This window comes from Pirellulales bacterium (genome assembly GCA_036490175.1).
In the GTDB taxonomy this organism is placed as follows: Bacteria; Planctomycetota; Planctomycetia; order Pirellulales; family JACPPG01; genus JACPPG01.
Genome location: DASXEJ010000129.1, coordinates 1 through 26,262, shown reverse-complemented (window position 1 = coordinate 26,262; position 26,262 = coordinate 1). Strand labels below are relative to the sequence as shown.

Below are 26,262 nucleotides of genomic sequence, written 5' to 3'. Positions count from 1 at the left end.
CTCGCGGCCGCAGCCGGATTATCGCAAATCCAACCCCCCCTTGCCAAGCAAATTCTGCCTTTATGTTTTGTAACTTCGCCTGCCTACAATGTGGGGAAACCGAAAACTGAGCCACCTCCCGCGGGAATTTCATGCACACCGTTCGCCGGATCGCCTTTCTACTCATCGTCTGTCTCGCAGGCGCGAGCTTCCACCCAGACCGCCCGGCCGTTGCCGCCGGGCGGAAAGACGTTGCGGATCGACCGAATATCTTGCTATTGGTGGTCGATGACCTGCGCCCCGACGCGTTAGGAGCATTCGACAATCCGGTGGTGAAAACTCCCCACCTCGATTCTCTGGTCCACGGGGGCTTTGCCTTTCACAACGCCTACTGTCTAGGAAGCAATTCGCCCGCGGTTTGTTCTCCCAGCCGCAACATGCTGTTGTCCGGGCAATCGTACTTTCGCAACTGGCCGGGCGGATTGGCGCCGGGCGATGGCCCGAACCTGCCTGACGCCATGAAGGCCGTAGGCTACGAAACCTATCATCACGGCAAGCACGGCAACGTGGCCCGCGCGATCCATCAGCGTTTCGACCACACGAAATACCTGGCCGACGACGAACAAGAGCGCCGCAGCGGCGAGCCCGGGCATACGATCGCAGACGCGGCTATCGATTTTCTCCAAACGCGCCGGCTGACGTCGCCCTGGCTAATGCTGCTCGAATTTGAATCGCCGCACGATCCCCGCGTGGCCGATCGCCGGTTTCTCGATTTGTATCACCGCGAACAGATCCCGCTGCCGCGTAACTACATGCCGCTTCACCCGTTCGATAATGGCGAGATGCTGGTCCGCGACGAACGCCTCGCCCCGTGGCCGCGCAGCGAGGAAGAGATCCGCCGGCAATTGCACGAATACTATGCCGTCATGTCGGGACTCGACTTTCATATTGGCAGGCTGCTCGCCAAGCTCGACGAGCTGCAGCTGCGAAAGAACACGCTTATCATCTTTGCCTCGGACCACGGTCTGGCCATCGGCAGTCACGGGTTGATGGGCAAGCAGAACCTCTACGAGCACTCGATGCGGACGCCGCTGGTGTTCAATGGGCTTGGCATCAAGCCCGGGTCGTCCGAAGCGCTCGTGTATTTGCTGGACGTGTTGCCGACGTTATGCGAGCTAGTGCAAGCGTCGCCACCCCCAGAGATCGATGGCCAGAGCCTGGCCGGCATCCTCAGCGGCCGCCAGACGAAAGTACGTGACACTCTATTCACGGCGTATCGTGATGCGCAGCGCGCCGTGCGCGACGAACGTTGGAAGCTGATCCGCTATCCGCTTGTCGATCGCACGCAACTTTTTGATTTGCGGGAGGATCCGGACGAACTTGTGAATCTGGCCAACGACCCGGCCCAGTCCGGCCGCATGGCACTCCTGACGCAACACATGCAGCAGTGGCAAAAGCGGCTGGGGGATAAATCGCCATTGGTCGTCACCGAACCACGACCGGCAGAATTCCGGCTGCCGCGCGAATGAAGTCGTGTGATGGCCCGAAGTTCGTCAGCGTCCGGCCCGACCGGCCACGCGGAGTTGGGCTCGTGCTTGCAACTCGGCCCGCTCGCGAATCGCCAACAGCTCGGGCGTGTGGGCGGGTCGGCGTCGGGTCGCTTCAAGCTGATCGGCAGCCGATTGCGTATCGAGTTGCGAAGCCGGCATGGCACGATTGGTAAGCACCGAAACGACATTTCCCGAGACTTGCACGAATCCGCCGTCGACGTAGAAACGATCAGTGCGTCCTCCCTCGACGATCCGCAGTTCGCCATAACCGAGCCGCCCGATCATGGCGCTATGGCCCGGTGCGATACCAAGCTCACCGTCGTACAGTGGTACCACGACGAACTGGGCCGGTGATTCCCGCACCGTCATTTCCGGCGTCACGACGATGCACGTCAAAACCCTGACGCCGCTCATCTGCGATTCTCCAGGAATGCTCATGTGGACGCCGGCGTGTGGCTCGGAGTGTTGTTGGGCCATGCGAAAAACCAGTCGGCGGCGTTGAGTGAACGGTGAACAAGAAGCGGCGAACTTTGAACTAAAGATGACGTGCTGCACGCTGGAAGTCGCCTCCCGCATCGTTCAGCATTCATCAGGCAGCGTTCATCATTTCTTCTGCATCTTCTTCGCTTGCTCTTCGGCCTGTTCGATCACGCCGACGTACATGAATGCGTTCTCGGGCAAATGATCCCACTTGCCGTCGGCGATCTCCTCGAAGCTGCGGATCGTATCGGCCAGCGAGGTGATTTCGCCCGGCTTGCCGGTGAACACCTCGGCCACGAGGAACGGCTGCGACAGGAATCGCTCCATGCGGCGGGCACGATGAACGACCAACTTGTCCTCTTCGCTCAATTCGTCGACGCCCAGAATTGCGATAATGTCTTGCAGTTCGCGGTAACGTTGCAACGTGCGTTGCACGCGGCGGGCAATCGCGTAATGGCGCTCGCCCACATACGCGGGGTCGAGAATGCGGCTGCTGGAAGCCAGCGGATCGACCGCCGGATAAATGCCTTTTTCGCTGATCGAACGCTCCAAATACAAAAAGGCGTCCAACTGGCCGAAGGCCGTGGCCGGCGCGGGGTCGGTCGGATCGTCAGCCGGTACATAGACGGCCTGCACCGAGGTAATGGCCCCCTTCGAGGTCGAGGCGATACGTTCCTGCAACGCACCCATTTCCGTGGCCAACGTGGGTTGATAACCCACGGCACTCGGCATGCGTCCCAACAGAGCGGATACTTCGCTGCCGGCCTGCGAGAAACGGAAGATGTTGTCGACAAACAACAGCGTGTCGGCGCCGGTTGTATCGCGGAAGTATTCAGCCATCGTCAGTGCCGAGAGGGCCACCCGCAGACGGGCACCGGGCGGCTCGTTCATCTGGCCGAATACCATGCAGGTTTGCTCGATGACGCTACGGCCGGTGTCGCCGATTTTGGCTTCCTGCATTTCCAGCCACAAGTCGGTCCCTTCGCGGGTTCGCTCGCCGACGCCGGCAAATACCGAGTAACCGCCGTGCGCACTGGCGATACGGGCAATCAACTCGGTCAGAATCACGGTCTTGCCCAGGCCGGCCCCGCCGAACAATCCGGCCTTGCCACCGCGGACGAACGGCGTCAACAGGTCGATCACCTTGATGCCAGTTTCGAACAGCTCGGTCTTGGTCGACAGGTCGGTCACCGGCGGGGCGTCGCGATGGATCGACCAATGGTCATCGGCAGCAACGGGGCCGCGATCGTCGATCGGTTCGCCAATCAGGTTGAACACACGGCCCAGCGTGGCTTTACCGACCGGCACCTTGACCGGGCTGCCGGTATCAACGCACTCTTGGCCGCGGACCATGCCGTCGGTGCTTCCCAAGGCCACGCATCGGACGCGGCCGCCGCCTAAGTGCTGTTGCACTTCGCCCACCAGGTGGACCTTGACGCCCTTGTGCTCCGCGTCGATGCGGACGGCGTTATAGATCGCGGGCAGCTGGTTCTCTGGAAATTCGACGTCAAAAGTCGAGCCGATCACCTGCGTGACGTGCCCGATGTTGTGCGCCGTGTTACCGGGCTTCTTGGCGTTCGTTTGCGTGACAGTGGCCATAAGAACCTGCGATGTAAATGGAGAGTTTGTCTTTTTTATGTCCAGCAAATAATGATCGTCGATCGCGGAAAGATGAACCGTTAACAGGACACGTCGCGATGTGCGACAGCCCGTTCATCATTCCGAATCCATCGGTGTTTTTATTTCTATCCCTTAAGCGCCTCGACGCCCCCCAGCACTTCCATGATCTCGCCGGTGATTTGCGACTGTCGAGCGCGGTTATAGGTCATGGTCAGATGCTTGATGATCTTGTCGGCGTTTTCGGTGGCCGCCTTCATGGCCACCATCCGCGCCACCTGCTCGCTCACGGCGGCATCCAGGAAGCACTTGAACAGCTTCACCTTGAAGCTGGTCGGAACCACCTCTTCCAGAATGCTTTTGGCCGACGGCAGGAATTCATACTGCGGGCCAACTTTCTGAGCCGATGCCGCGCTCGCGTCAGCGCCGGCGATCGCCCCTAGCGGCAGCAGTGTTTCGACCACGGCCGCCTGCCGAGCGATGCTGTCGAACCGTGTATACGCCACATCCAGCCGATCGAGCTTGCCGGTCACGTAGGCTTCCAAGTAGCCATTGGCCAGTGCATCGATCTCGTCGAAGCTAACTTTGTCTTCGAACTGCGTGAACACCCGCGCTGTCGCGATCTCGCGGAATTTGAAGGCCGCTATGCCGCGCTTGCCCGAAACTTCCAACTGCGCGCCGGGTACGGTGCTGTGCAGCTCTTTCCAACGCACGAGCGACGCCCGCAGAACGTTCGAGTTGTATCCGCCGCACAGCCCGCGATTGCCGGTCAGCACCAACAGCGATGCCGTCTTCGTCTCGCTGCGACCTTCGAGCAGCGGATGGCTGACCTCCAAGCCGCTGGTTGCCAACTCGGCCACGAGCGCCGTGATCCGCTTGGTGTAGGCGGTGGCGGCGCTTGCGCGATCCATCGCCTTCTTGAAGCGCGCCGTGGCAATGAGCTCCATCGTCCGCGTGATCTTGCGGATGTTCTTGATGCTCTTGCGCCGTTTATCGAGTGCTCGTGCCTTGGCCATGTTTGTTAAGGACCTTTAAGAGAAGATTTGCCACCGAGGGCACAGACAAATGCCCTTTTGCGCCGATGGCAATACTTCAACTTCAATCTCTATGGTCTCTGTGTCCTCGGTGGCTCCGTCTGTCTTCTTGTATCTGCTTCGTCGTCCCATTTATTAGCAGCGGCGTGCGCCGATTGCTCGACGGCCAACCTACGTCCTCTTTTTTGTCGCGTATTGTGCCTGGAATTCGGCAATGGCTTTTTCCAGTGCGGCGGCAGTATCGTCCTCGAGCTTCTTTGTCTCGACGATCTTGTTGCGGACCTCGGACTTCTGCTCACGCATGAATGCCAGGAATTCTTTCTCCCACGTGGCCACGTCGGCCCGCGGCACCTTATCCAAGTGGCCACGCGTGCCGGCGTAGATGCTGAGCACCTCGTCGATCACGTCCATGGGCTGGTATTGCCCCTGCTTCAACAGCTCGATCATGCGATAGCCGCGATCGAGCCGGGCCTGCGTGGCCGCGTCCAAATCGGTACCCAATTGGGCGAATGCTTCCAGCTCTCGGAAGGAAGCCAGGTCGAGCCGCAAACCACCGGCCACCTTCTTCATGGCCGGAATCTGGGCGGCACCACCGACGCGCGACACCGAAATACCGGCGTTCATGGCCGGCCGCTGGCCAGCGAAGAACAAGTCCGGCTGCAAATAAATCTGGCCGTCGGTAATCGAAATCACGTTTGTGGGAATGTAGGCCGAAACCTCGCCTTCGAGCGTCTCGATGATCGGCAGCGACGTCAACGACCCGCTCCCCAAGTCCTCGCTCAACTTGGCAGAACGTTCCAACAGACGGCTGTGGGCGTAGAACACGTCGCCAGGGTAAGCCTCGCGTCCGGGCGGACGACGCATCAATAGCGACAATTGCCGGTACGCAACCGCTTGCTTCGACAAGTCGTCGTACACGATCAACGCATGGCCGCCGTTGTACGTGAAGAATTCGGCCATCGCCGTGCCCGCGTAGGGAGCCACGTACTGCAGCGGGGCAGGGGAGCTGGCCCCCGACACGATGACTGTGGTGTAATCCATGGCGCCGTGCTTGCGCAATGCTTCGATCACGCCGGCCACGGTCGAGTCTTTCTGGCCGACCGCGACATAGAAGCATTTCACGCCGCTGTTGCGCTGATTGATGATCGCGTCGATGCCGATCGCGGTCTTGCCGGTTTTGCGGTCGCCGATGATCAGCTCGCGCTGACCGCGGCCAATGGGCGTCATCGCGTCGATTGCCTTGATGCCCGTCTGAAGCGGCTCGCGCACCGGCTGACGCTTGGCGATACCCGGGGCCATAAACTCGACGGGCCGGCGCTCGTTGGTCACGATCGGGCCTCTGCCGTCCAGAGGATTGCCCAGCGGATCGACGACGCGGCCAATCACGGCGTCCCCCACCGGTACGCTCAACAGGCGACCGGTGCTCTTTACCTCGTCCCCTTCAGTGATCGTGAGGTAGTCGCCCAGGATGATCACGCCGACCGAATGCTCTTCAAGATTGAAGGCCATGCCGGTGACGCCGCCGGGAAACTCGACCATTTCGCCGGCCATTACGCCGGAGAGGCCGTACACGCGCGCAATACCGTCGCCGACCTCCAGAACGCGTCCGACTTCGCGGACGTCGATCTGCGACTCGTAGTGCTCAATTTCCTGCTGGATGACTGAAGCTATCTCGTCGGCTTTGAATTTCATGGACACTCCTGTTGATAATGCGGCCGCGGACGTCGGCCAGCCGCGCAGCGACCGAACCGTCGTACACCGCGTCGCCGACCCGCAGGACGACGCCGCCAATCAGTTCGGGCTTGATACTTGTCATCAGCACGGGCTCGCCCCCGAGCATGCCGCGCAATTGTTCTTTGATCTTTGCCGCTAGTTCGTCGGTCAGCGTGGTAGCCGTTGTGACTTCCACGCGGACCAGGCCACGCATCACGTCGTACTGCTCGCGCGCCGCGCGGGCAATGTCCCGAAGCGCGTCCAGTCTTTCGTGCTGCGCCAAGACACGCAAGAAGTTCAGCACCAAGGGCGAGACGCGGCCCGCGAACGTCCGGTCGACGATCTGCCGTTTCTCGTCGGCGTTGACAAACCCAGACGCCAGCACGGTCACCAGCCGTGGAAACCGTTCGAGCACTTCGCGATCGATGGCTTCGAGGTCGTCGACCGTGGCCTCGGCCACGCCGGCCTTGTCGGCCGCCGCCAGCAAGGCCTTGGCATAAACCCCGGCCACGCGCTGCGCACCGGGATCGGTCACTGGCGGAGCAGCATCGGGTGTAGGTGCGGATTGAGCCATGGGCAGCTATGGGGAATGAAAATGCAAAAGTAAAAGTGCAAAATGATGAATCAAGCACGCCAATGAAGATAAGCAGACCTTCGTCCGGTCGTCATCCATCATCGCCCATTCATCATTTAATCTCCTCAGTTTCGGCTGTGGTCTCCCTTGGGAAAGCTCGCCAGAGCCTCTTCGATCAGTCGGGCGTGGTCCGCCGTGTTGAGCTTGGCGCTGACGATCTTGCCGGCCAGGTCCACCGCTAAATTCGTGCTGGATTTGGCCAGCTCATTCAGCGCCTGAGACGTGGCTGTCTCGATCTCGTGCTTGCCGCGCTGAACCTCGGCTTGGGCATCCGCCCGGGCCTTGGCGATCAGCTCTTGTCCAGCATGTTCGGCGTCGCGACGCGCTTCGTCGAGAATGCCCCGCACCTCTTCGCGGGCCGCGGCCAGCTTGGCCTCGTACTCCGCCAGTAAATGCTTGGCCTCCACATTGCACTGCTCGGCCGCGGCGATATTGTCGGCAATCTTCTGCTCGCGCAGATCGAGTGCCGCAGCGATGGGACCCCAGGCGAACTTCCACAACACCGCCAGCAGGATGGCGAAGATCAACACGGTGAAAATCGCCAGGTCGAAGTCGATCGTCATCGGGCTGGGGGCGCCTCGGTGGCCTTCCCCGCCGCCATGACCATCGCCTGTGCCATGGTCGCCTGCTGCTCCATGCTCAGCCGCGTCGTGCGCAGCATTGCCGTGTTCCTGGGCAGACGCCACACCCGTCGCCAGCGCTAATGGCACTGCCAAACCTAGCAGCACGACCAATCCAACTCGTAACACGCCCATGGCATGCTTCCTCGATCACAGACGCGGAAGAATTAGTTGTTGAACAACATACAAACGATGAGCCCGAAGAACGTGGCACCTTCGATCAAAGCGGCCGAGATGATCATGGCCGTTTGAATGTTGCCGGCCGCCTCAGGCTGGCGGGACATGCTCTCGACGGCAGCCGAACCGATTTTGCCGATGCCGAAGCCGGCACCCAGGATCACCAAGCCAGCGCCGAAGGCACCGCCGAGGTAGATGCTGAACGAACCCTTGCCGACAGCCGGAGCAGCCGGAGCGCCGGCCGCGTCTTGCGCGAACGCAGGCGCCGCGACCAACAGAACGACAAACATCAACACGCCGATCTTCACCAATTTGTTCACGTTACACGTCTCCTTCTTCTACAAGATTTGCCGAGTGATCCGCCTGGCGCTATGTCCGGCACACAACTAGTGCGGGTGGACGGCCATGCCAATGAACAACGCGGACAAGAACGTAAAGATATAGGCCTGTAAGAAGGCCACGAACAGCTCGAGTAAATTCAGCGCCGTTGCCCCCAGCACGCTGGCCGGCATCACGCACCAGAACGTCATTGAACCGGCGCTAGCGGCGATGAAAGCCACGATTACGGCCAGCACCAAGTGGCCGGCCATCATGTTCGCCAAAAGACGCACTGCCAACACAAAATGCTTGATCAACAGCCCCATCATTTCGATCACGAAAATCATCGGCACCAAGAGCACGGCCAGCGGGCCCGGCAGATCCATATGTGGAACCTGCGACTTGAAGAAACCGACGACGCCCATCTTGGCCATGCCGGCACCGACGACCGTGGCAAACGTAATCATCGCCAGCGCCCCGGTCGTGGCCAACGATCCCGTGGCCGAACCGGCCCACGGCACCAGACCCAACAGGTTGCAGCCCAGCACAAAGAAGAACATCGTCCAGAGCAGTGGCAGAAACCGATCGGCATCATGGTCGCCGATCGCCGGTCGCGCCACGTCGTCGCGGATGTACAGGACCATCGCTTCGAGTAGGTTCCACAGCCGCCCCTTGGGACGGTCGCCGTGGGCCATCTTGTTCGCCAATCGAATGAAAACCACCGCCACCAGCAGTGCTACGATCGTCTCCAACAACATGAACTTCGTGAACTTCAGCTCGATGGGCTCGAAGATGTTGATCTTGTCGATCTGCACCACGCCGGTCTTGCCCGTCCACAACGGCTCGTCAAGGCGAAGCGGCTGCGGCAGTATGATCTTGCCGCTGGGTACGACCTTGGTCGAAACCTCGATGTGCTCGGCGTCCTGCACGTGGCCAAACAAATGGCCCGGATCGAAAACGTTGCTGCCAGCCACGGTTACATTCCCCTCGATACGGTTATGTCCCGCGATGCTGCCACATTCCCCGAGGAACGGCTATCCGAGCGGATCAGCCCGACGGCGTGTCGTGTGTCCGCCGCCAACGCAATTAGATAAAAGCCAATCAAGTAGTACACCAAACCGGCTTCGACAAGCGGCCCCGGCTGCCGGCAGACGACAATGACAAAGACCAGCGGCAATGCCATTCGCAACAACATGGCCAACATCGTGGCCGGGACGACTTGTCCGCTCGCGGCCAGCAGACCCCCGACGGCGCCCGCGCCGATCGAGGCGAAAGCACACAGCAGGGCGGCAATTCCGGCCGCGGCCAATCCCATCGATCCCGACAGCCAATAAGCCGGCACGGCGATCGACGCCCAGGCGATAGAAAGCGGCACTGCCACCTGCGCAGCATGTACGAGCGAGCTGAACTCACGCGTCTGGGCCGTGGACGTGCTGGGCTGGTTCACGATCCGCGATTTCCTAGCTACGAATCCGCCCTGGGCTTGCTCTGCGGTGGCTTCGGTGAAGCAGTCATGCGGATCAGATGCCACACGGCAAACGTGATCCCAACTGCGAACCCCAGCAGGGTGAAGAGGACCTTCGTACCCAGCCAGTTATCGAGCCACAGCCCGAGCACCCCCGGAGTTACCATCTCGAATGCCACCGTAATGATTCGCGCTACCCACTGGTAGGCGATCACCATCGGCGTAACGTCATGGGGTGGCTTGTCGTGCAAGACCGTTCCGCCAGAAGCCGGCCCGAGGATGGTAAGCGAAAAACACCTAAATTATTATAAAGTAATCGTTTATGCCAAATTCAATGGGCCCAGCACGGACCCCGAAGAAACGCCCGCGAGCGAGTAATGCTTGCCGGGCCGCAGCGCCTAAAATGCAAACTGCGAAGCAACTTACGGGACTGTAATCCCCTCGATTCTGGGTGTCAACGGGGCGGACCGTGGAATTCGTGTTTTTTTTCACAATGTCTGGTTGAACGTATGTAAGTAACTTTAAAATAAAGACTTAAGGAAATCAAAAACACTCAAAATCTACTTCCCGCCGTCAGTAGCGAACGAGAAAGTGGGATGGTCTTCGCGGGCGGCGGATCGACCTGGAACCCGGCGTCTCTTACCCAGGCCGTACAACCGCCAGCCCGTGCATGGTCCGCCGTCTAAGTCTTTTGCCTCAAATGGTCTAGGGTGGCTACCTCGGCTACCATCGTGACGGCATAAAGGTCGTGAATTGGTTGCATAAGCGAACGCCTTCGGTTACACTCGAAACCGAGGCATTTCCGCATACTCCGCCCGGCATTAGGGGGGAGGATTCCCTAGGGTGGACCCTGGGTGGGAGTGTCCGGTAGATTCGCCCAACGAGAATTAAAGGAGGAGGGGGCAGGCCCTGGCTTTGGCGGCATCCCGACACACGACTATTGGTCGGTTTGCAGAAAGTCCCGAGTTAGGTGTTGAGTCCCTGCTGTCGTGCAGTAGGCACTTTTTTGGAATGCCGCACGACAAACCGCAAGATGCCTCGGCTACGGACTGCCGCAGGCGCCCCGCGTAAGGACGACGTCAGGGATGGCGCATACAATCAAGGCGGCGTCACGCAGCCGCTCGACGCATCCCGGAGATAAGTCCGTTGATCGACGCAGCCACGCTCAGCAGTCGTTCCTGTAAAGATCTCGCCGAGATGGCCAAAAAGCGCGGGGTGCGCGGTTGGCACTCCATGCGTAAGGACCAGCTCATCAAGGCTCTCGCCCGCGCCAATCGGGCCGCAGCGGCGAAAGATCGAAAATCACCCGCCACACCCGCAACCGCGACTCGCCGCTCGAACGGCGCAGTTCGCCCGGTGCGGGCGGCAGTCCCGTCGCGTCCGGTAGAAAAGCCCAAGGATCCGCGCGTTGTGCGTCGGCTGCAGGTTGCCAAGGATAAAGTGGCCCGTTGGAAAAATCTGGCGTACCAGACGGCCAATGGTTTGCCTACCAACGGCAAATCGAACGGCGAGGTTAAAGACCGCTTGGTGGCTATGGTGCGAGATTCTTTCTGGCTGCACGCCTACTGGGAGCTCAGTCGCACTGGAGTCGAACGGGCCGAAGCGGCCATGGGCCAGGAATGGCATTCTGCCAAGCCGGTGCTACGTGTCTTCGAAGTTTCGAACAATGGATCGACCACGGCTGCCGAGCGCCTGTGGCGGACCATCGAGATTCACGGCGGTGTGAACAACTGGTACGTGGATGTTATCGATCCGCCGAAAAGCTACCGACTGGACATCGGCTATCTGTCGGCCGGAGGCAAGTTCTTTGTCCTCTGTCGCAGCAACGTCGTAACCACTCCCGTCCCTGGTACCAGCGACTCGATCGACGGTAACTGGGCTGCCGTGGCCGAAGACTTCGAGAAAGTCTATGCCCTCAGTGGCGGCTACTCGGCCGAAGGCCCGAATCTTGAGCTTCAGCAATTGTTCGAAGAGCGCTTGCGGCGGCCGATGGGTTCTCCGATGTCCACGCGATTTGGCGCTGGCGCCGACGCATTGGCAGGCAAGAAGCGTGAATTTCACTTTGAATTAGACGCCGAGCTAATCGTCTTTGGCGCCACCGAGCCCGATGCCCATGTCACTCTGCAGGGCGATCCGGTTCGCCTGCGGCCCGACGGCACATTCACGGTCCGTTTTAGCCTGCCGAATTGCCGACAAGTGATTCCGGCCGTGGCCGGCAGCGCCAATGGGTTAGAGCAACGGACCATCGTGTTGGCGGTCGAGCGCAATACGAAAACGATGGAACCGCTGGTCCGCGACGCCAACGACTAAAGTCGGGCGCGCCTAACGCTGATCAGTGTTGGCCGAGGCTTGAATGCGGGTACCATATCCTGGTAACGCGCCGCACTGGCTGGCGTCCCCCGTTCCCCCAACTCGTCCGGCCCAGCGATCGCACCCGCGAAGCCTTTCTTGGGTCTAATCTGGCACCGCCCCCAAGGCGCGCTTGCCCAGGCTGGCTCATCGCTTTACGATTGGCGCCCACGTGCAAGAATTGATTGCACCGAGCGCGCTCTCCGGGCCTTCGCCTGGCGAAGACCTGCTGCCCTACCCTTTAGCCGATCCTGGGATTTAAGATAGCCACGTGTCACGAGATATAGCGAACATCCTGAACGGCTGGGACTTCAACCCAGAGCAAGTGTCGGTGCGAATCGTCACCGGCGACGATGGGAAAGAGAAGATCCAATTGCGCCTCGATCTGGGGCTGTTGCAAATGGAGATCGATGGCCGACCTGATGGGCAACGCCCCGAGGGGCTCGACTCGTGGCTAGATTTCTACCGCCGATCCCAGGAAGAGCATGACAAGGCGCACCCAGACTCTGCGCCGTTCTCTCTCTCGGAGGAAGATTGTGATCGGCTACTCCGTGAAGGAGTGCAGTATTACCACCGCTATCTGAGTTTTTGGCACCTAGAGCGCTACGAGCTGTGCGCGCGGGATACCCGTCGCAACTTGATCCTCTTCAAATTTGTCCGCAATCACGCTAAGAACGATCGAGATCGATTGCGCTTCGACCAGTGGCGCCCCTACGTCACGATGATGCACTCGCGGGCCGTGGCCACGCCGTTTGTCGAACTAGGCGATTTTCCCACGGCCGTCACCGCGATCGAAGCGGGAATCCGCGACATTCGCCAATTTCTGGACGAGTATGGCCAGACTGAACGGGCCGAAGAGTGTGCGGAGCTGACGCAACTCGTCCGCTGGCGCGACGAACTGGCCGCGAAGAATCCCAACGTGCTCCCCGCGCCCGACGCTGATCCTGTGACGACCTTGCGTCGGCAACTGGCCGAAGCCGTGCGCGACGAACGTTTTGAAGAGGCCGCGCGGTTACGCGACGAGATTCGTCACATGTTGCCTGGCGAGCCATTGGCTTAACTCGGATCAATCATAAGGTTCTCTGTCCGCGCTCGCGTGGACACGTTGTTAGTCAGAATGTACTCCGCCGGCCCCCGCAGATGCGCGTAGAGCAACCTACGGTGCGTTCTTCGCGAAGGACGTGCGACGACCGGCGGTGGTCCGCGGCTTGACCCCCCGCAGCGGACTCGATACCATGCCGGTGCATGCTCGGCCAACCAGCCGGGCTTTTCTTTGGTTTACCTTTGTGAAACGATTCACAAAGTACAAACCAAGATCGTTAAATCGTTGGTCAGACCGCGGTTCGGACTATGCATAACGTCATGCTTCCGCTGTTCCTGATGGTGCTGGCGGCGACCCTGCTGTCGGTCGGTCTGGTCACTGCCGGACGGCTCATCGGGCCGCACAAAGACGGGGCCGTCAAACGCATGCCCTACGAGAGCGGCATGGATCCGATCCACGACGCCCGACGTCGTTTCGACGTCCGCTTCTATCTCGTGGCCATTGCTTTCCTGGTATTCGACGTGGAACTGCTGTTTCTCTATCCCTGGGCCGCAGCCGCCAAGCACGCTGCCGAAGGAGAGCCGGCGCGCGGTATAGATCGGGCTGTCGCAATGCACCTGGTCGAGAGCCGCGGCATGGTGTTCGCCGAGATAATGGTTTTCATCGCGCTGTTGGGCATGGGGCTCGTTTACGCGTGGCGAAAGGGCGTATTCCGATGGCGATAGAGCTTCCCGAAAACGTGGTGGTCAGCAAGCTCGACGAGTTGGCCAGTTGGTGTCGCAAGAACAGCTTGTGGCCCATGCCATTTGCCACGGCCTGCTGTGGTATTGAGCTCATGGCAACTGGCGCCAGTCGCCACGACCTGGCGCGTTTCGGTGCCGAGGTCTTTCGTTTCAGCCCGCGCCAGTGCGATCTGATGATCGTAGCCGGTCGCGTGGTGATGAAGATGCTGCCGGTCTTGCAACGCATTTGGCAGCAGATGCACGAGCCGAAGTGGTGTATCTCGATGGGCGCCTGTGCTTCGACCGGCGGCGTGTTCGACACGTATTCCGTGGTGCAAGGAATCGACCGCTTTATTCCCGTCGACATGTATGTGCCCGGTTGTCCTCCGCGACCTGAGCAATTGATCCAGGCGATCATCGACCTGCAGGACAAGATTCAGGCCGAAGGCACGATCACGGGGGATGAATTCCTGTTGCCGTCGCGACAATACAAGAAGCGCGCTTTGATCGAATTGCCCGTGCTGCCGAGTCTTCCACATTCGACCCACCGGTAGACAAATGACCGCGCGGCCCAACCCGCGCCACTCCGCATGATCCAGGCCGACACACTCGACAAGTTGACTGCCGCATTTGGCCCGCTGCCGCACAGCGAATTCCGCGGCCAGTCGCGTATCGTGGTCCCGAAGGAATCGATGTCGGGTGTGCTGGCGTGGTTAAAGAAATCCGGCGGGTTCGATCTATTGGTCGACGTTACCTGTGTCGACTATTTGAACTATCGCGGCGCCACTGATCGCTTCGGCCTTGTGTATCTGCTGGCTTCGACCACGACCAACGAGCGCCTTACGGTGCGCGTCTTTGTCAACGAGCCCGATTTGACCGTCCCCTCGGCCGTGCCGTTATGGGAAGGCGCCAACTGGTTCGAGCGCGAAGTCTACGACATGTTCGGTATCACCTTCAGCGGTCACCCAGATCTACGGCGCATTCTGCTGCCCGATGAGTTCGAGGCCTATCCGCTGCGTAAGGACTACCCGCTGCAGGGACGTGGCGAACGGCACAATTTCCCGGTCCTCACGCGCGCTCGGAGCTGATATGCCGCTGGAACCCGCCACACTTACCGCCGAGCCGGCTCGCGACGAAGCCCAGGATTACATCTGGACGCTCAATTTCGGTCCGCAGCATCCGGCCACGCATACCACGTTGCGGATTGTGCTCAAACTCGACGGCGAACGCGTCGTCGACGCTGTGCCAGACATCGGTTACCTACACTCGGGCTTTGAAAAGATCGGCGAGCACCTGAACTACAACCAGTACGTCACGGTCACGGACCGGATGAACTACATCTCGCCAATGGCCAACAACGTGGCCTGGCACGGTGCCGTCGAGCGATTGTTGGGGCTCGAGATTCCCAAACGCTGCCAATACATCCGCACGATTCTGGCCGAGTTGTCCCGCATCAGTGACCACCTGTTGTGCAACGGCGCTGTGGGCCTGGACGTTGGCGCGTTCACATACTTCCTCTACGCCTTCAACCGCCGCGAGGACTTGTACGACATTTTCGAATCGCTTTGCGGGGCACGCTTTACCAATAGTTACACGCGCGTAGGCGGCGTCATGCACGACGCCAACCCGCTGTTCGTCGAGCTGGTGCGGAAGTTCGTGCGCACGTTTCCCAAGACGCTCGAAGACATGGACCGGCTGCTGAATCGCAACCGCATTTTCATAGACCGCACCAAGGGCGTTGGCGTGCTGACGAAGGAAGAAGCCACGAATCGCAGTTGCACCGGCCCGGTGGCCCGCGGCAGCGGCGTAACGCGCGACCTGCGCAAAGACGAGCCCTACCTGGCTTACAAGGATTTCGATTTTCAGATCTGCTGTGCCTCGGCAGGCGATTGCTATGCCCGCTACCTGGTGCGCATGGCCGAGATGCGTGAGAGCCTGAAGATCGTGGCCCAGGCCATTGAGAATTTGCCGTCGGGTCCGGTGAATGTCGATATCGGCGAGCGGACCGCGATCCCGTCGAAGCAAGATGTGTATTCCACGATCGAGGGCTGCATCTCGCACTTCGAGTTGACGATGAGCAACCGAGGGTTCGAAGTCCCGTCGGAGGAAAGTTACGCCGCCACCGAAAGCCCGAATGGCGAGCTCGGATTCTACGTCGTCGGCGATGGCAGCGAAGTGGCCTGGCGCGCTCGCTGCCGGCCGCCATCGTACATCCATTTCGCGGCGTTCCCGCATTTAATCCGCGGGCATACGCTCTCCGACGTGGTGGCCGTGTTGGGAAGCCTGAACATCATCGCCGCGGAATTGGACCGGTAGTGCGCGAGGAAGTCGGTAGACAACGAGACACCGGAGCTAGTAGGTAACGTGTAGGAAATTCAAACTCCTCTCCCCTATGGGGAGCAGGGTGAGAGGTGAGATGTTCCGCAACGTTGGAGTCGATTCTTGCTGAAGGCGAAGACCCTCCCATTACCCCTCCCTGATAGTGAGGGGATTTGGGAGTTGCGTCGACGGTAAGTGCAAGAAGCGCGATCAGCGCAACATGAAAAACTAAATTGTACCAAGAAAAAGATCATCGCAATAAGGGAAAGTGCAAAAGGATCGATGGCGACGCCAGAACGCATACTGACTGACGAGATGGTCGAGGCGATCAAGGCCCTCTTTCCGCGTTATCCCACGCGGCAGGCCGTGACGTTGCCCGCGTTGCACATCGTCAACGAGCGGTTGCGTTACGTGCCGATCCCGGCCGTCGTCGAGATCGCCCGGCTGCTGGGTCTGGCGCCGGCCGAAGTGCAAGATACGCTCAGCTTCTACGGATTCTTCAAGCAGGACGCGCCGCACGGACGGACCCGGGCCTGGGTCTGCCGGTCGATTAGCTGCGCCTTGCGCGGTGGCGAGCAGGTGCTCGACCATATGTGTCATACGTTAGGCGTTAAGCCCGGCGAGACAACATCCGACGGGCGCGTAACTTTGGAATTCGGCGAGTGTCTGGGAGCGTGCGATTTTGCCCCCTGCATGTTGGCAGGCAAGACGCTCTACAAGGACCTGACACCGGAAAGGGCCGACCAGATTTTGCAGACGTTCGAATGACAAGAGCCGTTCAAGTCGACTAGGGAATAATCGGGAACTCGTCGGGCGCAATGGCGCCAACCAACGAGCAAAACCAAGGAACACTACGTGCCGCAGTTCGAGCCCATTTTGCTTGCCAACATCGCTACGCAGAACAGCCACACGCGGGCTGTCTACGAGTCGACCGGTGGCTACAGCGCGCTCAAGAAGGTACTGGCCGAGATGCAGCCGCCGGCCTTGATCGAACTGGTGAAGTCGAGCAATCTGCGCGGTCGCGGCGGGGCCGGTTTTCCCACCGGCTTAAAATGGACTTTCTTGCCGAAGGACCATCCCGGCCCGATCTACATGTGCATCAACGCCGACGAGAGCGAGCCCGGCACATTTAATAATCGGATCCTGATGGAAGAGGATCCTCACCAGGTTATTGAAGGTGTGATCCTCAGCTGTTTTGCGACCCGCGCGCAGACGGCTTACATCTATCTGCGCTACGAATACCCGTTATCGTTAGAGCGTCTACAGGCAGCCCTCGACGAGTGCTATGCCGCCGGTTATTTGGGTAAAAACATCCTGGGCAGCGATTTCTCGCTCGACATCTATCTGCACCGTGGCGCTGCGGCGTATATCTGCGGAGAGGAAACGGGTCTGATCGAAAGCCTGGAAGGCAAGCGGGCCTGGCCGCGGATCAAGCCGCCGTTTCCGGCGGTCGAGGGAGTCTTTCACAAGCCAACGGTCGTCAACAACATCGAGACCGTGGCCTGCGTCGTGCATATCGCCAGGCGCGGCGCCGATTGGTTCAAATCGATCGGTGTGCCGGCCGATCCGAAGAATCCGCGCGATCCGGGCAGCTACGGCCCGAAGCTGTATTGCCTCAGCGGTCACGTGAACAAGCCCGGCTGCTACGAAGCGCCGCTCGGTATTACCTGCCGCCAACTGATCGACGAGTACGGCGGTGGTGTCTGGAAGGGGCGCAAAGGCAAAGCCGCCATACCAGGCGGCATCAGCATGGGCCTGCTGACCGAAAAGGAATTCGACACACCGCTCGATTTTGCCGGGCCGGGCAAGGTTGGTTGCTTGGGATTGGGAACCGCGGCCGTGGTCGTGCTCGACGAGACGGTGAGCATCGTTGACTTCCTGCACAACAGCTGCCGGTTCTTCCAGCACGAAAGTTGTGGCCAGTGTACGCCCTGTCGCGAAGGGACCCGCTGGGCCTTGGAGATGCTTGAGCGCATCAAGGCAGGCCAGGGGCGGTTGAAGGATTTAGACCTGCTACTGGAAATCGGCGATTCGATCGGCATCATCCCAGGCACCACAATTTGCGGTCTTGCCGACGGCGCTGCGTGGCCGATCAAAAACGCCATCCGCAAATTTCGCAACGAATTCGAAGATTACATCAAACGCACGAACCCGAAAGGTTACGCGGTGACAAAGGCGGTGAAGGCATTGCCTGTCGTCGCGGCGCACTGAACAAAAGAAGTGAAGCGACAGGTTCTACTACGCAATAGCCACGCACTGCAACGATCAATCGAAGGCGAGATGTTCGCAACCCTTTGCTCTATTACCGAATCTCCGCATTCAACATTCATCACTTAGCATTCATCATTCTCTATGGGTATTGTCCTCATCGATGGCCGCGCGGTCGAAGTTGGCGACCAGGAACGCCTTAATGGCATTCAGGCTGCCGAACGCGCCGGCGTCGAAATCCCGCATTACTGCTGGCACGCCGGGCTAACCGTGGTGGCTAGCTGCCGCATGTGCCTGGTCGAGTCGGGGACCAAGAACAAGGACACGGGCGACATCGCGATGATGCCCAAGCTCGTGCCCGCCTGTCAGACACCAGCCAAAGACGGCACCGTCTTCGTCACCGATAGCGAGACCGTTCGCAAAGCCCGTGCGATGGTCGAAGAGGATTTGCTGATCGATCACCCGATTGATTGCCCCATTTGCGACAAGGCGGGCGAGTGCCGGTTGCAGGACTATCATTTCGCCCATGGACAGAACGAACGCCGGGCCGACGTCCGCCCGTTCACCAGCCGCCGCCGCGATATGGGAGACACGGTCACGTTGTTCGTCGACCGCTGCGTGATGTGTACCTGCTGCGTGCGCTTCTGCCGCGAGATCAGCGGGACCAGCGAACTATTGGTCATCAATCGTGGCAGCCATGAGGAAATCGACGTGCTGCCCGGTTTTCCGCTGGAGAACAAACTATCGGGCAATGTCGTCGATCTGTGCCCCGTCGGCGCGCTCGGCGACAAGGATTTTCTCTACCAGCAGCGGGTCTGGTTCCTCAAACAGCATTCCGGCGTCTGCACGGGCTGCTCGACGGGCTGTTCGATCACGGTGGAAGAGAATCAAGACCGCGTGTGGCGTCTTAAGCCGCGCGAGAATCCGCACGTCAACAAATGGTGGATGTGCGATGACGGGCGGTATGGTTTTCACCATGTGCACAGCGAAGCGCGGCAAGTCGGCCTCCGTAAGCTCGAGCACGGGGTGCACGCCAACGTTGAGTGGGCCACGCTGGCCGCAGACCTCGCCGGTCGCTTGTCGGGTGTGGGACGCTTGGCCGCCGTGCTTTCGCCCCATTTGACAGTCGAAGAAGCCTATCTACTGGCCAAATACATTCGCGGACGGGATGCGAGCGCGGTTTTGTCGATCGGCAGCGTGCCGGTCGTCGGCGAGGACGAAACGTTCAAGAACGGCTTTACCATTCGCGCCGAAAAGGCACCGAACCGCCGGGGCGTCGAGGAAGTCGTCAAGCATTTCGGCGGGCACTTGTCCTTCGATGCCTTGCTGGCCGAGTTGGACAAAGGCGCGATCCGCGGTGCTTGGGTCACGGGTGGTTATCCCACCGGCTGGATCGACGCGGCGACGTCCGAGCGATTCGCCGATCTTGATCTGCTGGTCGTGCAAGACATGTTCGTGACGCCCTTGTGGGAGAAAGCCACGTATCAGATTCCCGGCGGTTCCTTTGCCGAGCGGGACGGTTCGTACGTCAATCATGCCGACCGCTTGCAGCGGGTCGAGTGGGCGGTGCGCCCGCCCACCGGCGCCTGGGCCGAAGGCCCGTTGTACTGGCGGCTGCTGGAACGCACCGGGCTGTACAACTCGCGCCGCGTGCTGGATGAAATTGCGGCCGAGATTCCGTACTTCGCCGTGGCTGCCGACGAAGTGCCCGACACCGGCGTCGACCTGAAACTGAATCAACTAGCGACCGCGAAATAAGAGAAATAAGAAATGATGAATGCGAATGGGCTCGGCTCGGAGGAGATCTCTGTTGCGTGCGCTAGCTGATTCACCAGACATCATTTATCATTCCGCATTCGCCTGATTGCCGTTTAACTTCTACCGACAACCGACCACTTACCCATGCCCTCGATCGATCTCACCATCACGATTATCAAGATCGTAGTGATCTTGTTTACGCTGCTGACCGCGGCAGCGTACCTGGTGCTCTTAGAGCGCTGGATCGCGGCCTGGGTGCAGGACCGTCGCGGGCCGAATCGCGTCGGCATCCCGCTCACCAAGATCAAGATGTTCGGCCTGGGGCAGCCTCTGGCTGACGGTTTGAAGTTCATTTTCAAAGAGGAATACACGCCGGCGCACGTCGATAAGTTCCTCTACACGCTGGCGCCGATTTCAATTCTCGTGGCGGCCATTCTCCCCTTTGCGGTCATTCCGTTCGGCAGTGCTTTGCCGACGTTCAACATCGGGGGCGAACCGGTCAACGTGCAATTGACCCTGGCACCGCAGATCGACGTGGGCATGATCTTTGTCTTCGCGATGGGCAGCATCGCCGTCTATGGAGTGATCCTGGGGGGCTGGGCCAGCAACAATAAGTACAGCTTCTTGGGCGGATTGCGTTCGAGCGCCCAACTGATCGCTTATGAGTTGCCGCTGGGCTTGGGAATTCTGGGAGTCGTACTGGCCACAGGTTCGTTGCGGTTGGACGACATCATTCGCGAGCAAGCCACAACCGGCACCTGGAACATCCTGGTGCAGCCGCTGGGCTTTCTAGTGTTCCTTATCGCCTCGTTCGCGGAAAGTGCACGGCTACCTTTCGATCTGCCCGAGGCCGAGCAGGAACTTATCGGCGGCTATCACACCGAGTATTCCGGTTTACGGCTGCTCCTATATCTCATCGCCGAATTCCTGCACATGGTCACGGCGGCCTTCTTGATCACGATTTTGTTCTTCGGCGGCTGGCACCTATGGGGTCTGACCGGCAGCACGGACGAAGGCATTACCTGGGTCACGGCGTTGCTGCGGGTCATCGTGCTCACGATCAAGGTAATGGGCGTGATCGTGTTTTTCATGCTGGTTCGCTGGAGCTGGCCCCGATTCCGCTTCGATCAATTGATGTCGCTGGCCTGGAAGGTGATGCTCCCCCTGGGGATGGTCAATCTGGTGATCGTGGCGGTGTTGGTCGAATATCACAGCCAGATCCTGGCCCTATTGGGCGGCAGCCATGCGGCCTTGTACGCCAGTTTGTGGGCCATTGCGATCGCCACCTGGCTTGTGGCGGGTATCGTCGCGCCGTTGTCGACCGACAATCGGCCACGTTTGGAGGCGGCGGACAGACTATGAGAAACTCGCTCCCGTCCTCCGCCCAGGAGAGCACGCCATGAAAGCCAACGACCCCGCCGTGAAGTGGATCGAAGAGCCGCAGCTCGGGCTGGCGGGCAAGATGTACTTGCCGCTGTTCCTGCAAGGCTTGACGACCACGACCAGACATTTGTTTTCGCCGAAGATCACGGTCGACTTCCCAGAAGTTCGTCCCACCATCCGCAATCCGCTCATCTACCGCGGCGTGCATCGTCTGAACAAAGACGAGGCCGGCCGCGTGAAATGCGTGGCCTGCTTCCTCTGCGCGACAGCCTGTCCGGCCCACTGCATAGATATCGTGGCCGCGGAGAGTCCTTGGCCCGACCGTGAAAAATATCCGCAAAGCTTTACCATCGACGAACTGCGCTGCATCTACTGCGGCATGTGCGAAGAGGCCTGCCCGGTGGACGCGATCGAACTGACGAGTCTGTTCGATCTGACGGGACGCAGCCGCGAGGAAATGATCTTCGACAAGGAAAAGTTGCTCAGCGTGTTCGACCAAACCAAGGATGCCGAGCCGATGCAGTCGGCCGCCGTGGGAGGCACCCTGTGAGCCCCACGCAAATCGTGATTTTGTTCGCTACGGCCTCGGCCGCCGCGGGCTTGTATCTGCTGCTGCCGCGTGGCGAGCAGAGAGGGCGTCTCATTGGTGCGGTACTGGCACTGGTCAGCTTGGGGCTGTTCGCCTCGCGCCTACCGGGTTTCGACCATCAGAATATGTCGGTCGAAATCGTTTTTTGGGTACTGGCCACGATTACCGTGGTCTCGGCAGCGTGTGCCGTCACGTTCCGCAGCCCGGTCTACTGTGCCATTTGGTTCGCGATGACACTCCTGGGAACGGCCGGATTGTTTCTGTTCCAAGGGGCGCAGTTTTTGGGCGTGGCCACGATCGTGGTCTACGCCGGCGCCATTCTGGTCACGTTTTTGTTTGTCTTGATGCTGGCCCAGCCCGAGGGACATGCCTACTACGATCGCGTCAGTTGGGAAGCGCTGGTATCGGCCAGCGTGGGGGCGGTGATGATTGGTATCCTGACGATGGTCATTACCGACGCGTTTTCGACGCATGTCGTGGCCATGGGCGGGGACGAAGCAAGCCAGACGTTTGAAACCAAAACCTTGGCCGGGGTTGTCGACCAGGTGACGGGCCTCGATGTGCCGACGCGGCAACAAGAGGTACTCTCCGAGCATCATATGGATCACCTCGGCGCGCAGCTGTTCAGCCGCCATCTGGTGGCTGTCGAAGTGGCTGGCACTATGTTGCTGGCCGCTATGGTGGGCGCCGTGGCTATCGCCATTCAAAGCAAACCGGCCCCTGCGGCGACAGGAACGGTGCGCCATGGGTGAGTTGGAGCTGTTGCAGAGCTATCTCGTCGTTGGCGCGATGCTGTTTTCGATCGGGCTGGTGGGCTTTCTCACCCGTCGCAACATGATCGTCATGTTCCTGGCAGTCGAAATGATGCTACAAGGCGTCTCGGTTAGCCTGGTCGCCTGGAGCCGCTTTCACAACGATTGGGGCGGGCAGATCCTCGTCATCTTTATTCTTACTGTAGCCGCGTGCGAGGCGGCCATTGCGCTGGTCCTGGTATTGATGCTATTTCATGCTAGCGGCCGTTTGGATATCGCGGCCTGGCAGAACCTGCGCGAGTCGAGCCAACAAGCCTTCGTCGACGAGCAGCTTCCCGAGGCCGAGGTTGAAGAACAGCATTGGCCGGTGCTCACTCCGTCGGGCATCGAGCCGACCGCGCCAACGGATGAAATGGTACACCGCAGCCATGTTTAAAGGCGATCATGTTTGAAGGCGACAACATCAAGACGCTGATGGTGCTGATCCCGGCTATGCCGTTGGCATCAACGCTGATCACGGCTCTGTTCGGGCGGTCGCTATTGCGCGAGCGCAGCCATCTGCCCACAATCTTCGCCTTCGTGGCGTCGTTCGTGCTCAGTTTGTTTCTGTTGTTCGAGGTGCGGGCCCGCGTGGCCGAAGTGGCCCATGCCGCCGATGCCTCGCATGGTAGTGCGGCGGTCACAGACGCCGCAGCGGCTCCGGCACAGCCGGGCTCGGTCGGTGTGGAAGTCGTACACACGTTATGGACATGGGCCAGGCTGGGGGACGAATACCAGCATCCCACAGTCGACGTTGATGGTCAGCCGGCCCCTAGCGACGTCTCGGGGCGTGATTTCGATTTTGTTGTCGACGTGTCGCTGCGTGCCGATCCGCTAACGGCGATCATGTTGTGCATGGTTACGTTCGTGTCGTCGTTGGTGGCACTGTACGCCGTCGGTTACATGCACGACGATCGCGGTTATTGGCGATTCTTCACCTACGTGTCGCTGTTCGTCTTTTCGATGACCATGCTGGTCTCGGTCAGCAACTTTGTGATGCTGTACGTCTTCTGGGAAGCGGTCGGCGTTTGTAGCTACTTGCTGGTCGGTTTCTGGTACGAAAAGCCGGCCGCCGTGGCCGCCGGCAAAAAGGCCTTCCTGCTCAATCGCGTGGGGGACTTTGGCTTTGCCATTGGCCTGTTCCTGTTGTGGGTCACCTATGGGACGTTGAACTTTCACGATACCGCCGCGGCCGAGGGAACCGCAGCCGTGGCTGGCATACTTGGCCAGACACGCCTGGCAAGTCCCGAATTGTACGTGGGTGGCACGTTGGGATTGGCGATCTGTCTGTGCTTGTTAACGGGTGCGTGCGGCAAGAGCGCCCAGTTCCCGCTGCACGTGTGGTTACCCGATGCGATGGAAGGTCCTACTCCGGTCAGTGCCTTGATTCACGCTGCCACGATGGTCACGGCCGGCGTCTATATGGTGGCCCGTTGTACGCCGTTGTTCGTCGCGGCTCCCGAATCGCAGGAAGTCGTGGCTGCCATCGGCGGGTTCACCGCGCTATTGGCCGCGCTGATTGCCGTCACCCAAACAGATCTGAAACGTGTGCTCGCCTACTCCACGATCAGCCAGTTGGGCTACATGTTCCTTGGGCTGGGCGCCGGCACCTTGGCTGGCATCTCGGCCGGCATGTTTCATTTGTTTACTCATGCCTTCTTCAAGGCCTTGTTGTTCCTGGCGGCCGGCAGCGTCATGCACGCCATGGGGGGCGTGATCGACATGCGTCGCATTGGGGGGCTGCGCTTCCTTTTGCCCACCACGTTCTGGACATTCTGGTTCGGGGCCCTGGCGCTTTCGGGCGTCTTCCCTTTCGCGGGCTTTTGGAGCAAGGATGCCGTTATCGGCGCCATCGGCGACCGCAGCCATGCGGGGGTCGGAGTGAATCTGTACACCGTGCTGTTTTGGGCCTCGCTCTTCACTGCGTTTCTAACAGCGTTCTACACCTTCCGCGGTCTGTTCCTGACGTTCTACGGACGCCAGCGCGTTCCGCCCGAGGCCGGTCATCATGCGCACGAGTCTCCGTCGGTGATGACCATACCGTTGATGGTCCTGGCCCTCTGCGCGCTGGCCGTTGGCGCGGTGTTTGAATGGGGGCACACGTTCGTCCATTTTCTCGGGCACACGCCATCGCTGGCCTATGAGGGAATTCAGGCCACGGCCGAGCATGGCGGCGGACACGGTCATTTGGGACTTGCGGCCTTCAGCACATTGGTGGCGATCTCGGGCGTGGGACTGGCCGCGTATTTCTATCTAGGTGATCGCAAGCAGATCGAGCAACTCACACGCTGGATGAGCTCCCCGGCTGGGCTGCGGCTGTACCAGCTTTCGTCGGGCAAATTCTACATTGACGCCATCTACGAGGTGCTGATCGTCTGGCCGCTCCGTTTGCTGGCCGCGGCCACCTATTGGTTCGATCGATTCGTGATCGACGGACTCGTGAACTTCATGGGGCACGTGCCCGTGGTGTTTGGCGCGATCTTGCGATCGCTCCAGTCGGGCATGGTGCAGTTTTACGCGCTGGTGATGGTGCTCGGGACGTTGGTATTGATCGGCACGTTGTTTATCTGGCCGATGGGATGAGGATCGAGTGAACGGACTTCTTACCACTGTTTTGCTCCCGCTCGTAGGCATCGCCCTGATTTGGGTATTTGATGCCTCGCGCAACGCCGCGCGCTGGATTGCGCTCCTCACGAGCCTGGTCACGCTGGCGGCGGCCGCCTGGCTGCTCAACGCTTTCGTCTCGGACCTTGGTGCCGAGTCGCTCGTCGCTTTCGACCGCCCGTGGATCGATTCTTACGGTGTGGAAGTTCGTTTCGCACTGGCGCTCGATGGGCTGAGCGTGTGGCTGTTCGGCCTTAGCGCTCTACTGACTCTGACCTGCGTGCTAGTGAGTTGGGAAGCGATCGAGGATCGCGCCCCGACCTTCTACGCGCTTTTGCTGCTGCTGGAGACCGGCATGTTGGGCGTGTTCGTCGCCCGTGACTTGATCATGTTTTATGTCTTCTTCGAGTTCACGCTGATCCCGCTGTTTTTCCTGATCGGCATGTGGGGCCACGAAGAACGGCGCTATGCCGCCGTCAAGTTTTTCTTGTTCACATTCGCCGGCAGCGTGTTGACGTTCTTAGGGCTATTGTCGATCGTGCTCTGGAATTTCTATCACGGCGCCGCTGGCGTTCTCGATTTTTCGTTTGCGGGCGTATCCGAAGCGTTGGCCAGTCATCCGATCCGTCCCGATTTGCAGTGGTGGATTTTCTTGGCGCTGTTTGCCGGCTTTGCCATCAAGGTGCCGCTGTTTCCGCTACACACCTGGCTGCCGCTTGCCCATACGCAAGCACCCACCGCGGGAAGCGTGCTGTTGGCCGGCATTCTGCTCAAGGTGGGCGCCTATGGGTTCGTCCGCTTCAGCCTGCCCATGCTTCCAGATGCCGCGATCGCTTGCATGCCCTGGCTGCTGGCGTTGTCGGTGGCGGGAATCGTTTATGGGGCGCTCGTGGCACTGGCGCAGAGTGAC

General features: G+C 60.0%; 26 protein-coding genes. 16 read left to right on the top strand and 10 right to left on the bottom strand.

The genetic code is table 11. The features are described from left to right. The first annotated feature begins 131 nt into the window (after window positions 1–131). Window positions 132–1,508, top strand: coding sequence for a sulfatase-like hydrolase/transferase (locus VGG64_09860; GenBank protein ID HEY1599896.1), 1,377 nt, complete (start codon window positions 132–134; stop codon window positions 1,506–1,508). 24 nt (window positions 1,509–1,532) lie between these two features. On the opposite strand, the gene atpC is transcribed toward VGG64_09860, so the two are convergent. The 10 genes from atpC to VGG64_09810 form a co-directional block, all read right to left on the bottom strand. After that, on the bottom strand, window positions 1,533–1,943 hold the full coding sequence (gene atpC, locus VGG64_09855; protein ID HEY1599895.1) for an ATP synthase F1 subunit epsilon: 411 nt from the start codon (window positions 1,941–1,943) through the stop codon (window positions 1,533–1,535). A 189-nt stretch (window positions 1,944–2,132) separates the two neighbouring features. Beyond that, window positions 2,133–3,608 (bottom strand): F0F1 ATP synthase subunit beta, encoded by a 1,476-nt coding sequence (gene atpD, locus VGG64_09850; GenBank protein HEY1599894.1) that lies wholly within the window; start codon window positions 3,606–3,608, stop codon window positions 2,133–2,135. A 146-nt stretch (window positions 3,609–3,754) separates the two neighbouring features. Beyond that, a complete protein-coding gene (atpG, locus tag VGG64_09845) occupies window positions 3,755–4,642 on the bottom strand; it encodes an ATP synthase F1 subunit gamma (protein HEY1599893.1) in 888 nt (295 codons plus the stop codon). A 189-nt stretch (window positions 4,643–4,831) separates the two neighbouring features. Next, window positions 4,832–6,352, bottom strand: coding sequence for a F0F1 ATP synthase subunit alpha (gene atpA / locus VGG64_09840; protein HEY1599892.1), 1,521 nt, complete (start codon window positions 6,350–6,352; stop codon window positions 4,832–4,834). After that, window positions 6,303–6,947 (bottom strand): ATP synthase F1 subunit delta, encoded by a 645-nt coding sequence (gene atpH / locus VGG64_09835; protein ID HEY1599891.1) that lies wholly within the window; start codon window positions 6,945–6,947, stop codon window positions 6,303–6,305. The genes atpA and atpH overlap by 50 nt, the downstream gene beginning before the upstream one ends. A 125-nt stretch (window positions 6,948–7,072) precedes the next feature. Next, window positions 7,073–7,762, bottom strand: a complete 690-nt coding sequence (gene atpF / locus VGG64_09830) for a F0F1 ATP synthase subunit B (GenBank protein HEY1599890.1) — start codon at window positions 7,760–7,762, stop codon at window positions 7,073–7,075. A 32-nt stretch (window positions 7,763–7,794) separates the two neighbouring features. Then, on the bottom strand, window positions 7,795–8,001 hold the full coding sequence (atpE, locus tag VGG64_09825; GenBank protein HEY1599889.1) for an ATP synthase F0 subunit C: 207 nt from the start codon (window positions 7,999–8,001) through the stop codon (window positions 7,795–7,797). Window positions 8,002–8,190: 189 nt separating this feature from the next. Then, window positions 8,191–9,096: a F0F1 ATP synthase subunit A gene (gene atpB / locus VGG64_09820; protein ID HEY1599888.1), complete on the bottom strand. Its 906-nt coding sequence runs from the start codon at window positions 9,094–9,096 to the stop codon at window positions 8,191–8,193. 2 nt (window positions 9,097–9,098) lie between these two features. After that, the gene (locus tag VGG64_09815; GenBank protein ID HEY1599887.1) at window positions 9,099–9,569 is read right to left on the bottom strand and encodes a hypothetical protein; all 471 of its coding nucleotides are present in this window, start codon (window positions 9,567–9,569) and stop codon (window positions 9,099–9,101) included. Between the two features lie 17 nt (window positions 9,570–9,586). Continuing rightward, complete coding sequence (locus tag VGG64_09810) at window positions 9,587–9,838, bottom strand: AtpZ/AtpI family protein (protein ID HEY1599886.1); 252 nt, start codon at window positions 9,836–9,838, stop codon at window positions 9,587–9,589. 895 nt (window positions 9,839–10,733) lie between these two features. Between VGG64_09810 and VGG64_09805 the strand changes: the two genes are divergently transcribed. The 15 genes from VGG64_09805 to VGG64_09735 form a co-directional block, all read left to right on the top strand. Next, window positions 10,734–11,897, top strand: a complete 1,164-nt coding sequence (locus VGG64_09805) for a DUF4912 domain-containing protein (protein HEY1599885.1) — start codon at window positions 10,734–10,736, stop codon at window positions 11,895–11,897. Window positions 11,898–12,207: 310 nt separating this feature from the next. Continuing rightward, window positions 12,208–12,996 carry a UvrB/UvrC motif-containing protein gene (locus VGG64_09800; GenBank protein ID HEY1599884.1) on the top strand — a complete coding sequence of 263 codons (789 nt, stop codon included), beginning with the start codon at window positions 12,208–12,210 and terminating at the stop codon, window positions 12,994–12,996. A 302-nt stretch (window positions 12,997–13,298) separates the two neighbouring features. Next, window positions 13,299–13,703, top strand: a complete 405-nt coding sequence (locus tag VGG64_09795) for an NADH-quinone oxidoreductase subunit A (GenBank protein HEY1599883.1) — start codon at window positions 13,299–13,301, stop codon at window positions 13,701–13,703. Then, window positions 13,694–14,254: an NADH-quinone oxidoreductase subunit B family protein gene (locus VGG64_09790; protein HEY1599882.1), complete on the top strand. Its 561-nt coding sequence runs from the start codon at window positions 13,694–13,696 to the stop codon at window positions 14,252–14,254. Before VGG64_09795 ends, VGG64_09790 begins: the two co-directional genes overlap by 10 nt. Window positions 14,255–14,290: 36 nt before the next feature. Then, window positions 14,291–14,788: an NADH-quinone oxidoreductase subunit C gene (locus tag VGG64_09785; protein HEY1599881.1), complete on the top strand. Its 498-nt coding sequence runs from the start codon at window positions 14,291–14,293 to the stop codon at window positions 14,786–14,788. Between the two features lies 1 nt (window position 14,789). Next, the gene (gene nuoD / locus VGG64_09780; protein ID HEY1599880.1) at window positions 14,790–16,016 is read left to right on the top strand and encodes an NADH dehydrogenase (quinone) subunit D; all 1,227 of its coding nucleotides are present in this window, start codon (window positions 14,790–14,792) and stop codon (window positions 16,014–16,016) included. 285 nt (window positions 16,017–16,301) lie between these two features. Further along, on the top strand, window positions 16,302–16,787 hold the full coding sequence (locus VGG64_09775; protein HEY1599879.1) for an NAD(P)H-dependent oxidoreductase subunit E: 486 nt from the start codon (window positions 16,302–16,304) through the stop codon (window positions 16,785–16,787). Between the two features lie 87 nt (window positions 16,788–16,874). After that, the gene (gene nuoF / locus VGG64_09770) at window positions 16,875–18,230 is read left to right on the top strand and encodes an NADH-quinone oxidoreductase subunit NuoF (protein HEY1599878.1); all 1,356 of its coding nucleotides are present in this window, start codon (window positions 16,875–16,877) and stop codon (window positions 18,228–18,230) included. Between the two features lie 141 nt (window positions 18,231–18,371). Beyond that, complete coding sequence (locus VGG64_09765; GenBank protein HEY1599877.1) at window positions 18,372–19,985, top strand: 2Fe-2S iron-sulfur cluster-binding protein; 1,614 nt, start codon at window positions 18,372–18,374, stop codon at window positions 19,983–19,985. A 144-nt stretch (window positions 19,986–20,129) separates the two neighbouring features. Continuing rightward, complete coding sequence (nuoH, locus tag VGG64_09760) at window positions 20,130–21,347, top strand: NADH-quinone oxidoreductase subunit NuoH (protein ID HEY1599876.1); 1,218 nt, start codon at window positions 20,130–20,132, stop codon at window positions 21,345–21,347. Window positions 21,348–21,384: 37 nt separating this feature from the next. Continuing rightward, window positions 21,385–21,918 (top strand): NADH-quinone oxidoreductase subunit I, encoded by a 534-nt coding sequence (locus VGG64_09755; GenBank protein ID HEY1599875.1) that lies wholly within the window; start codon window positions 21,385–21,387, stop codon window positions 21,916–21,918. Then, a complete protein-coding gene (locus VGG64_09750) occupies window positions 21,915–22,709 on the top strand; it encodes an NADH-quinone oxidoreductase subunit J (protein HEY1599874.1) in 795 nt (264 codons plus the stop codon). Before VGG64_09755 ends, VGG64_09750 begins: the two co-directional genes overlap by 4 nt. Next, complete coding sequence (gene nuoK / locus VGG64_09745) at window positions 22,702–23,145, top strand: NADH-quinone oxidoreductase subunit NuoK (protein HEY1599873.1); 444 nt, start codon at window positions 22,702–22,704, stop codon at window positions 23,143–23,145. The genes VGG64_09750 and nuoK overlap by 8 nt, the downstream gene beginning before the upstream one ends. 8 nt (window positions 23,146–23,153) lie before the next feature. After that, a complete protein-coding gene (gene nuoL, locus VGG64_09740) occupies window positions 23,154–25,331 on the top strand; it encodes an NADH-quinone oxidoreductase subunit L (protein HEY1599872.1) in 2,178 nt (725 codons plus the stop codon). Window positions 25,332–25,338: 7 nt separating this feature from the next. Then, a partial coding sequence (locus VGG64_09735) for an NADH-quinone oxidoreductase subunit M (GenBank protein ID HEY1599871.1) occupies window positions 25,339–26,262 on the top strand: 924 nt, incomplete at its 3' end.

What these genes read in the sequence shown, in the direction of transcription:
- atpC (HEY1599895.1), bottom strand. Translation starts at nt 1,943, where the DNA reads ATGAGCGGCGTCAGGGTTTTGACGTGCATCGTCGTGACGCCGGAAATG.
- VGG64_09765 (HEY1599877.1), top strand. Translation starts at nt 18,372, where the DNA reads ATGGGTATTGTCCTCATCGATGGCCGCGCGGTCGAAGTTGGCGACCAG.
- VGG64_09795 (HEY1599883.1), top strand. Translation starts at nt 13,299, where the DNA reads ATGCTTCCGCTGTTCCTGATGGTGCTGGCGGCGACCCTGCTGTCGGTC.
- atpD (HEY1599894.1), bottom strand. Translation starts at nt 3,608, where the DNA reads ATGGCCACTGTCACGCAAACGAACGCCAAGAAGCCCGGTAACACGGCG.
- VGG64_09755 (HEY1599875.1), top strand. Translation starts at nt 21,385, where the DNA reads ATGAAAGCCAACGACCCCGCCGTGAAGTGGATCGAAGAGCCGCAGCTC.
- VGG64_09860 (HEY1599896.1), top strand. Translation starts at nt 132, where the DNA reads ATGCACACCGTTCGCCGGATCGCCTTTCTACTCATCGTCTGTCTCGCA.
- atpH (HEY1599891.1), bottom strand. Translation starts at nt 6,947, where the DNA reads ATGGCTCAATCCGCACCTACACCCGATGCTGCTCCGCCAGTGACCGAT.
- atpA (HEY1599892.1), bottom strand. Translation starts at nt 6,352, where the DNA reads ATGAAATTCAAAGCCGACGAGATAGCTTCAGTCATCCAGCAGGAAATT.
- nuoL (HEY1599872.1), top strand. Translation starts at nt 23,154, where the DNA reads ATGTTTGAAGGCGACAACATCAAGACGCTGATGGTGCTGATCCCGGCT.
- atpG (HEY1599893.1), bottom strand. Translation starts at nt 4,642, where the DNA reads ATGGCCAAGGCACGAGCACTCGATAAACGGCGCAAGAGCATCAAGAAC.
- nuoH (HEY1599876.1), top strand. Translation starts at nt 20,130, where the DNA reads ATGCCCTCGATCGATCTCACCATCACGATTATCAAGATCGTAGTGATC.
- VGG64_09785 (HEY1599881.1), top strand. Translation starts at nt 14,291, where the DNA reads ATGATCCAGGCCGACACACTCGACAAGTTGACTGCCGCATTTGGCCCG.
- nuoD (HEY1599880.1), top strand. Translation starts at nt 14,790, where the DNA reads ATGCCGCTGGAACCCGCCACACTTACCGCCGAGCCGGCTCGCGACGAA.
- VGG64_09775 (HEY1599879.1), top strand. Translation starts at nt 16,302, where the DNA reads ATGGCGACGCCAGAACGCATACTGACTGACGAGATGGTCGAGGCGATC.
- VGG64_09790 (HEY1599882.1), top strand. Translation starts at nt 13,694, where the DNA reads ATGGCGATAGAGCTTCCCGAAAACGTGGTGGTCAGCAAGCTCGACGAG.
- nuoK (HEY1599873.1), top strand. Translation starts at nt 22,702, where the DNA reads ATGGGTGAGTTGGAGCTGTTGCAGAGCTATCTCGTCGTTGGCGCGATG.
- atpF (HEY1599890.1), bottom strand. Translation starts at nt 7,762, where the DNA reads ATGGGCGTGTTACGAGTTGGATTGGTCGTGCTGCTAGGTTTGGCAGTG.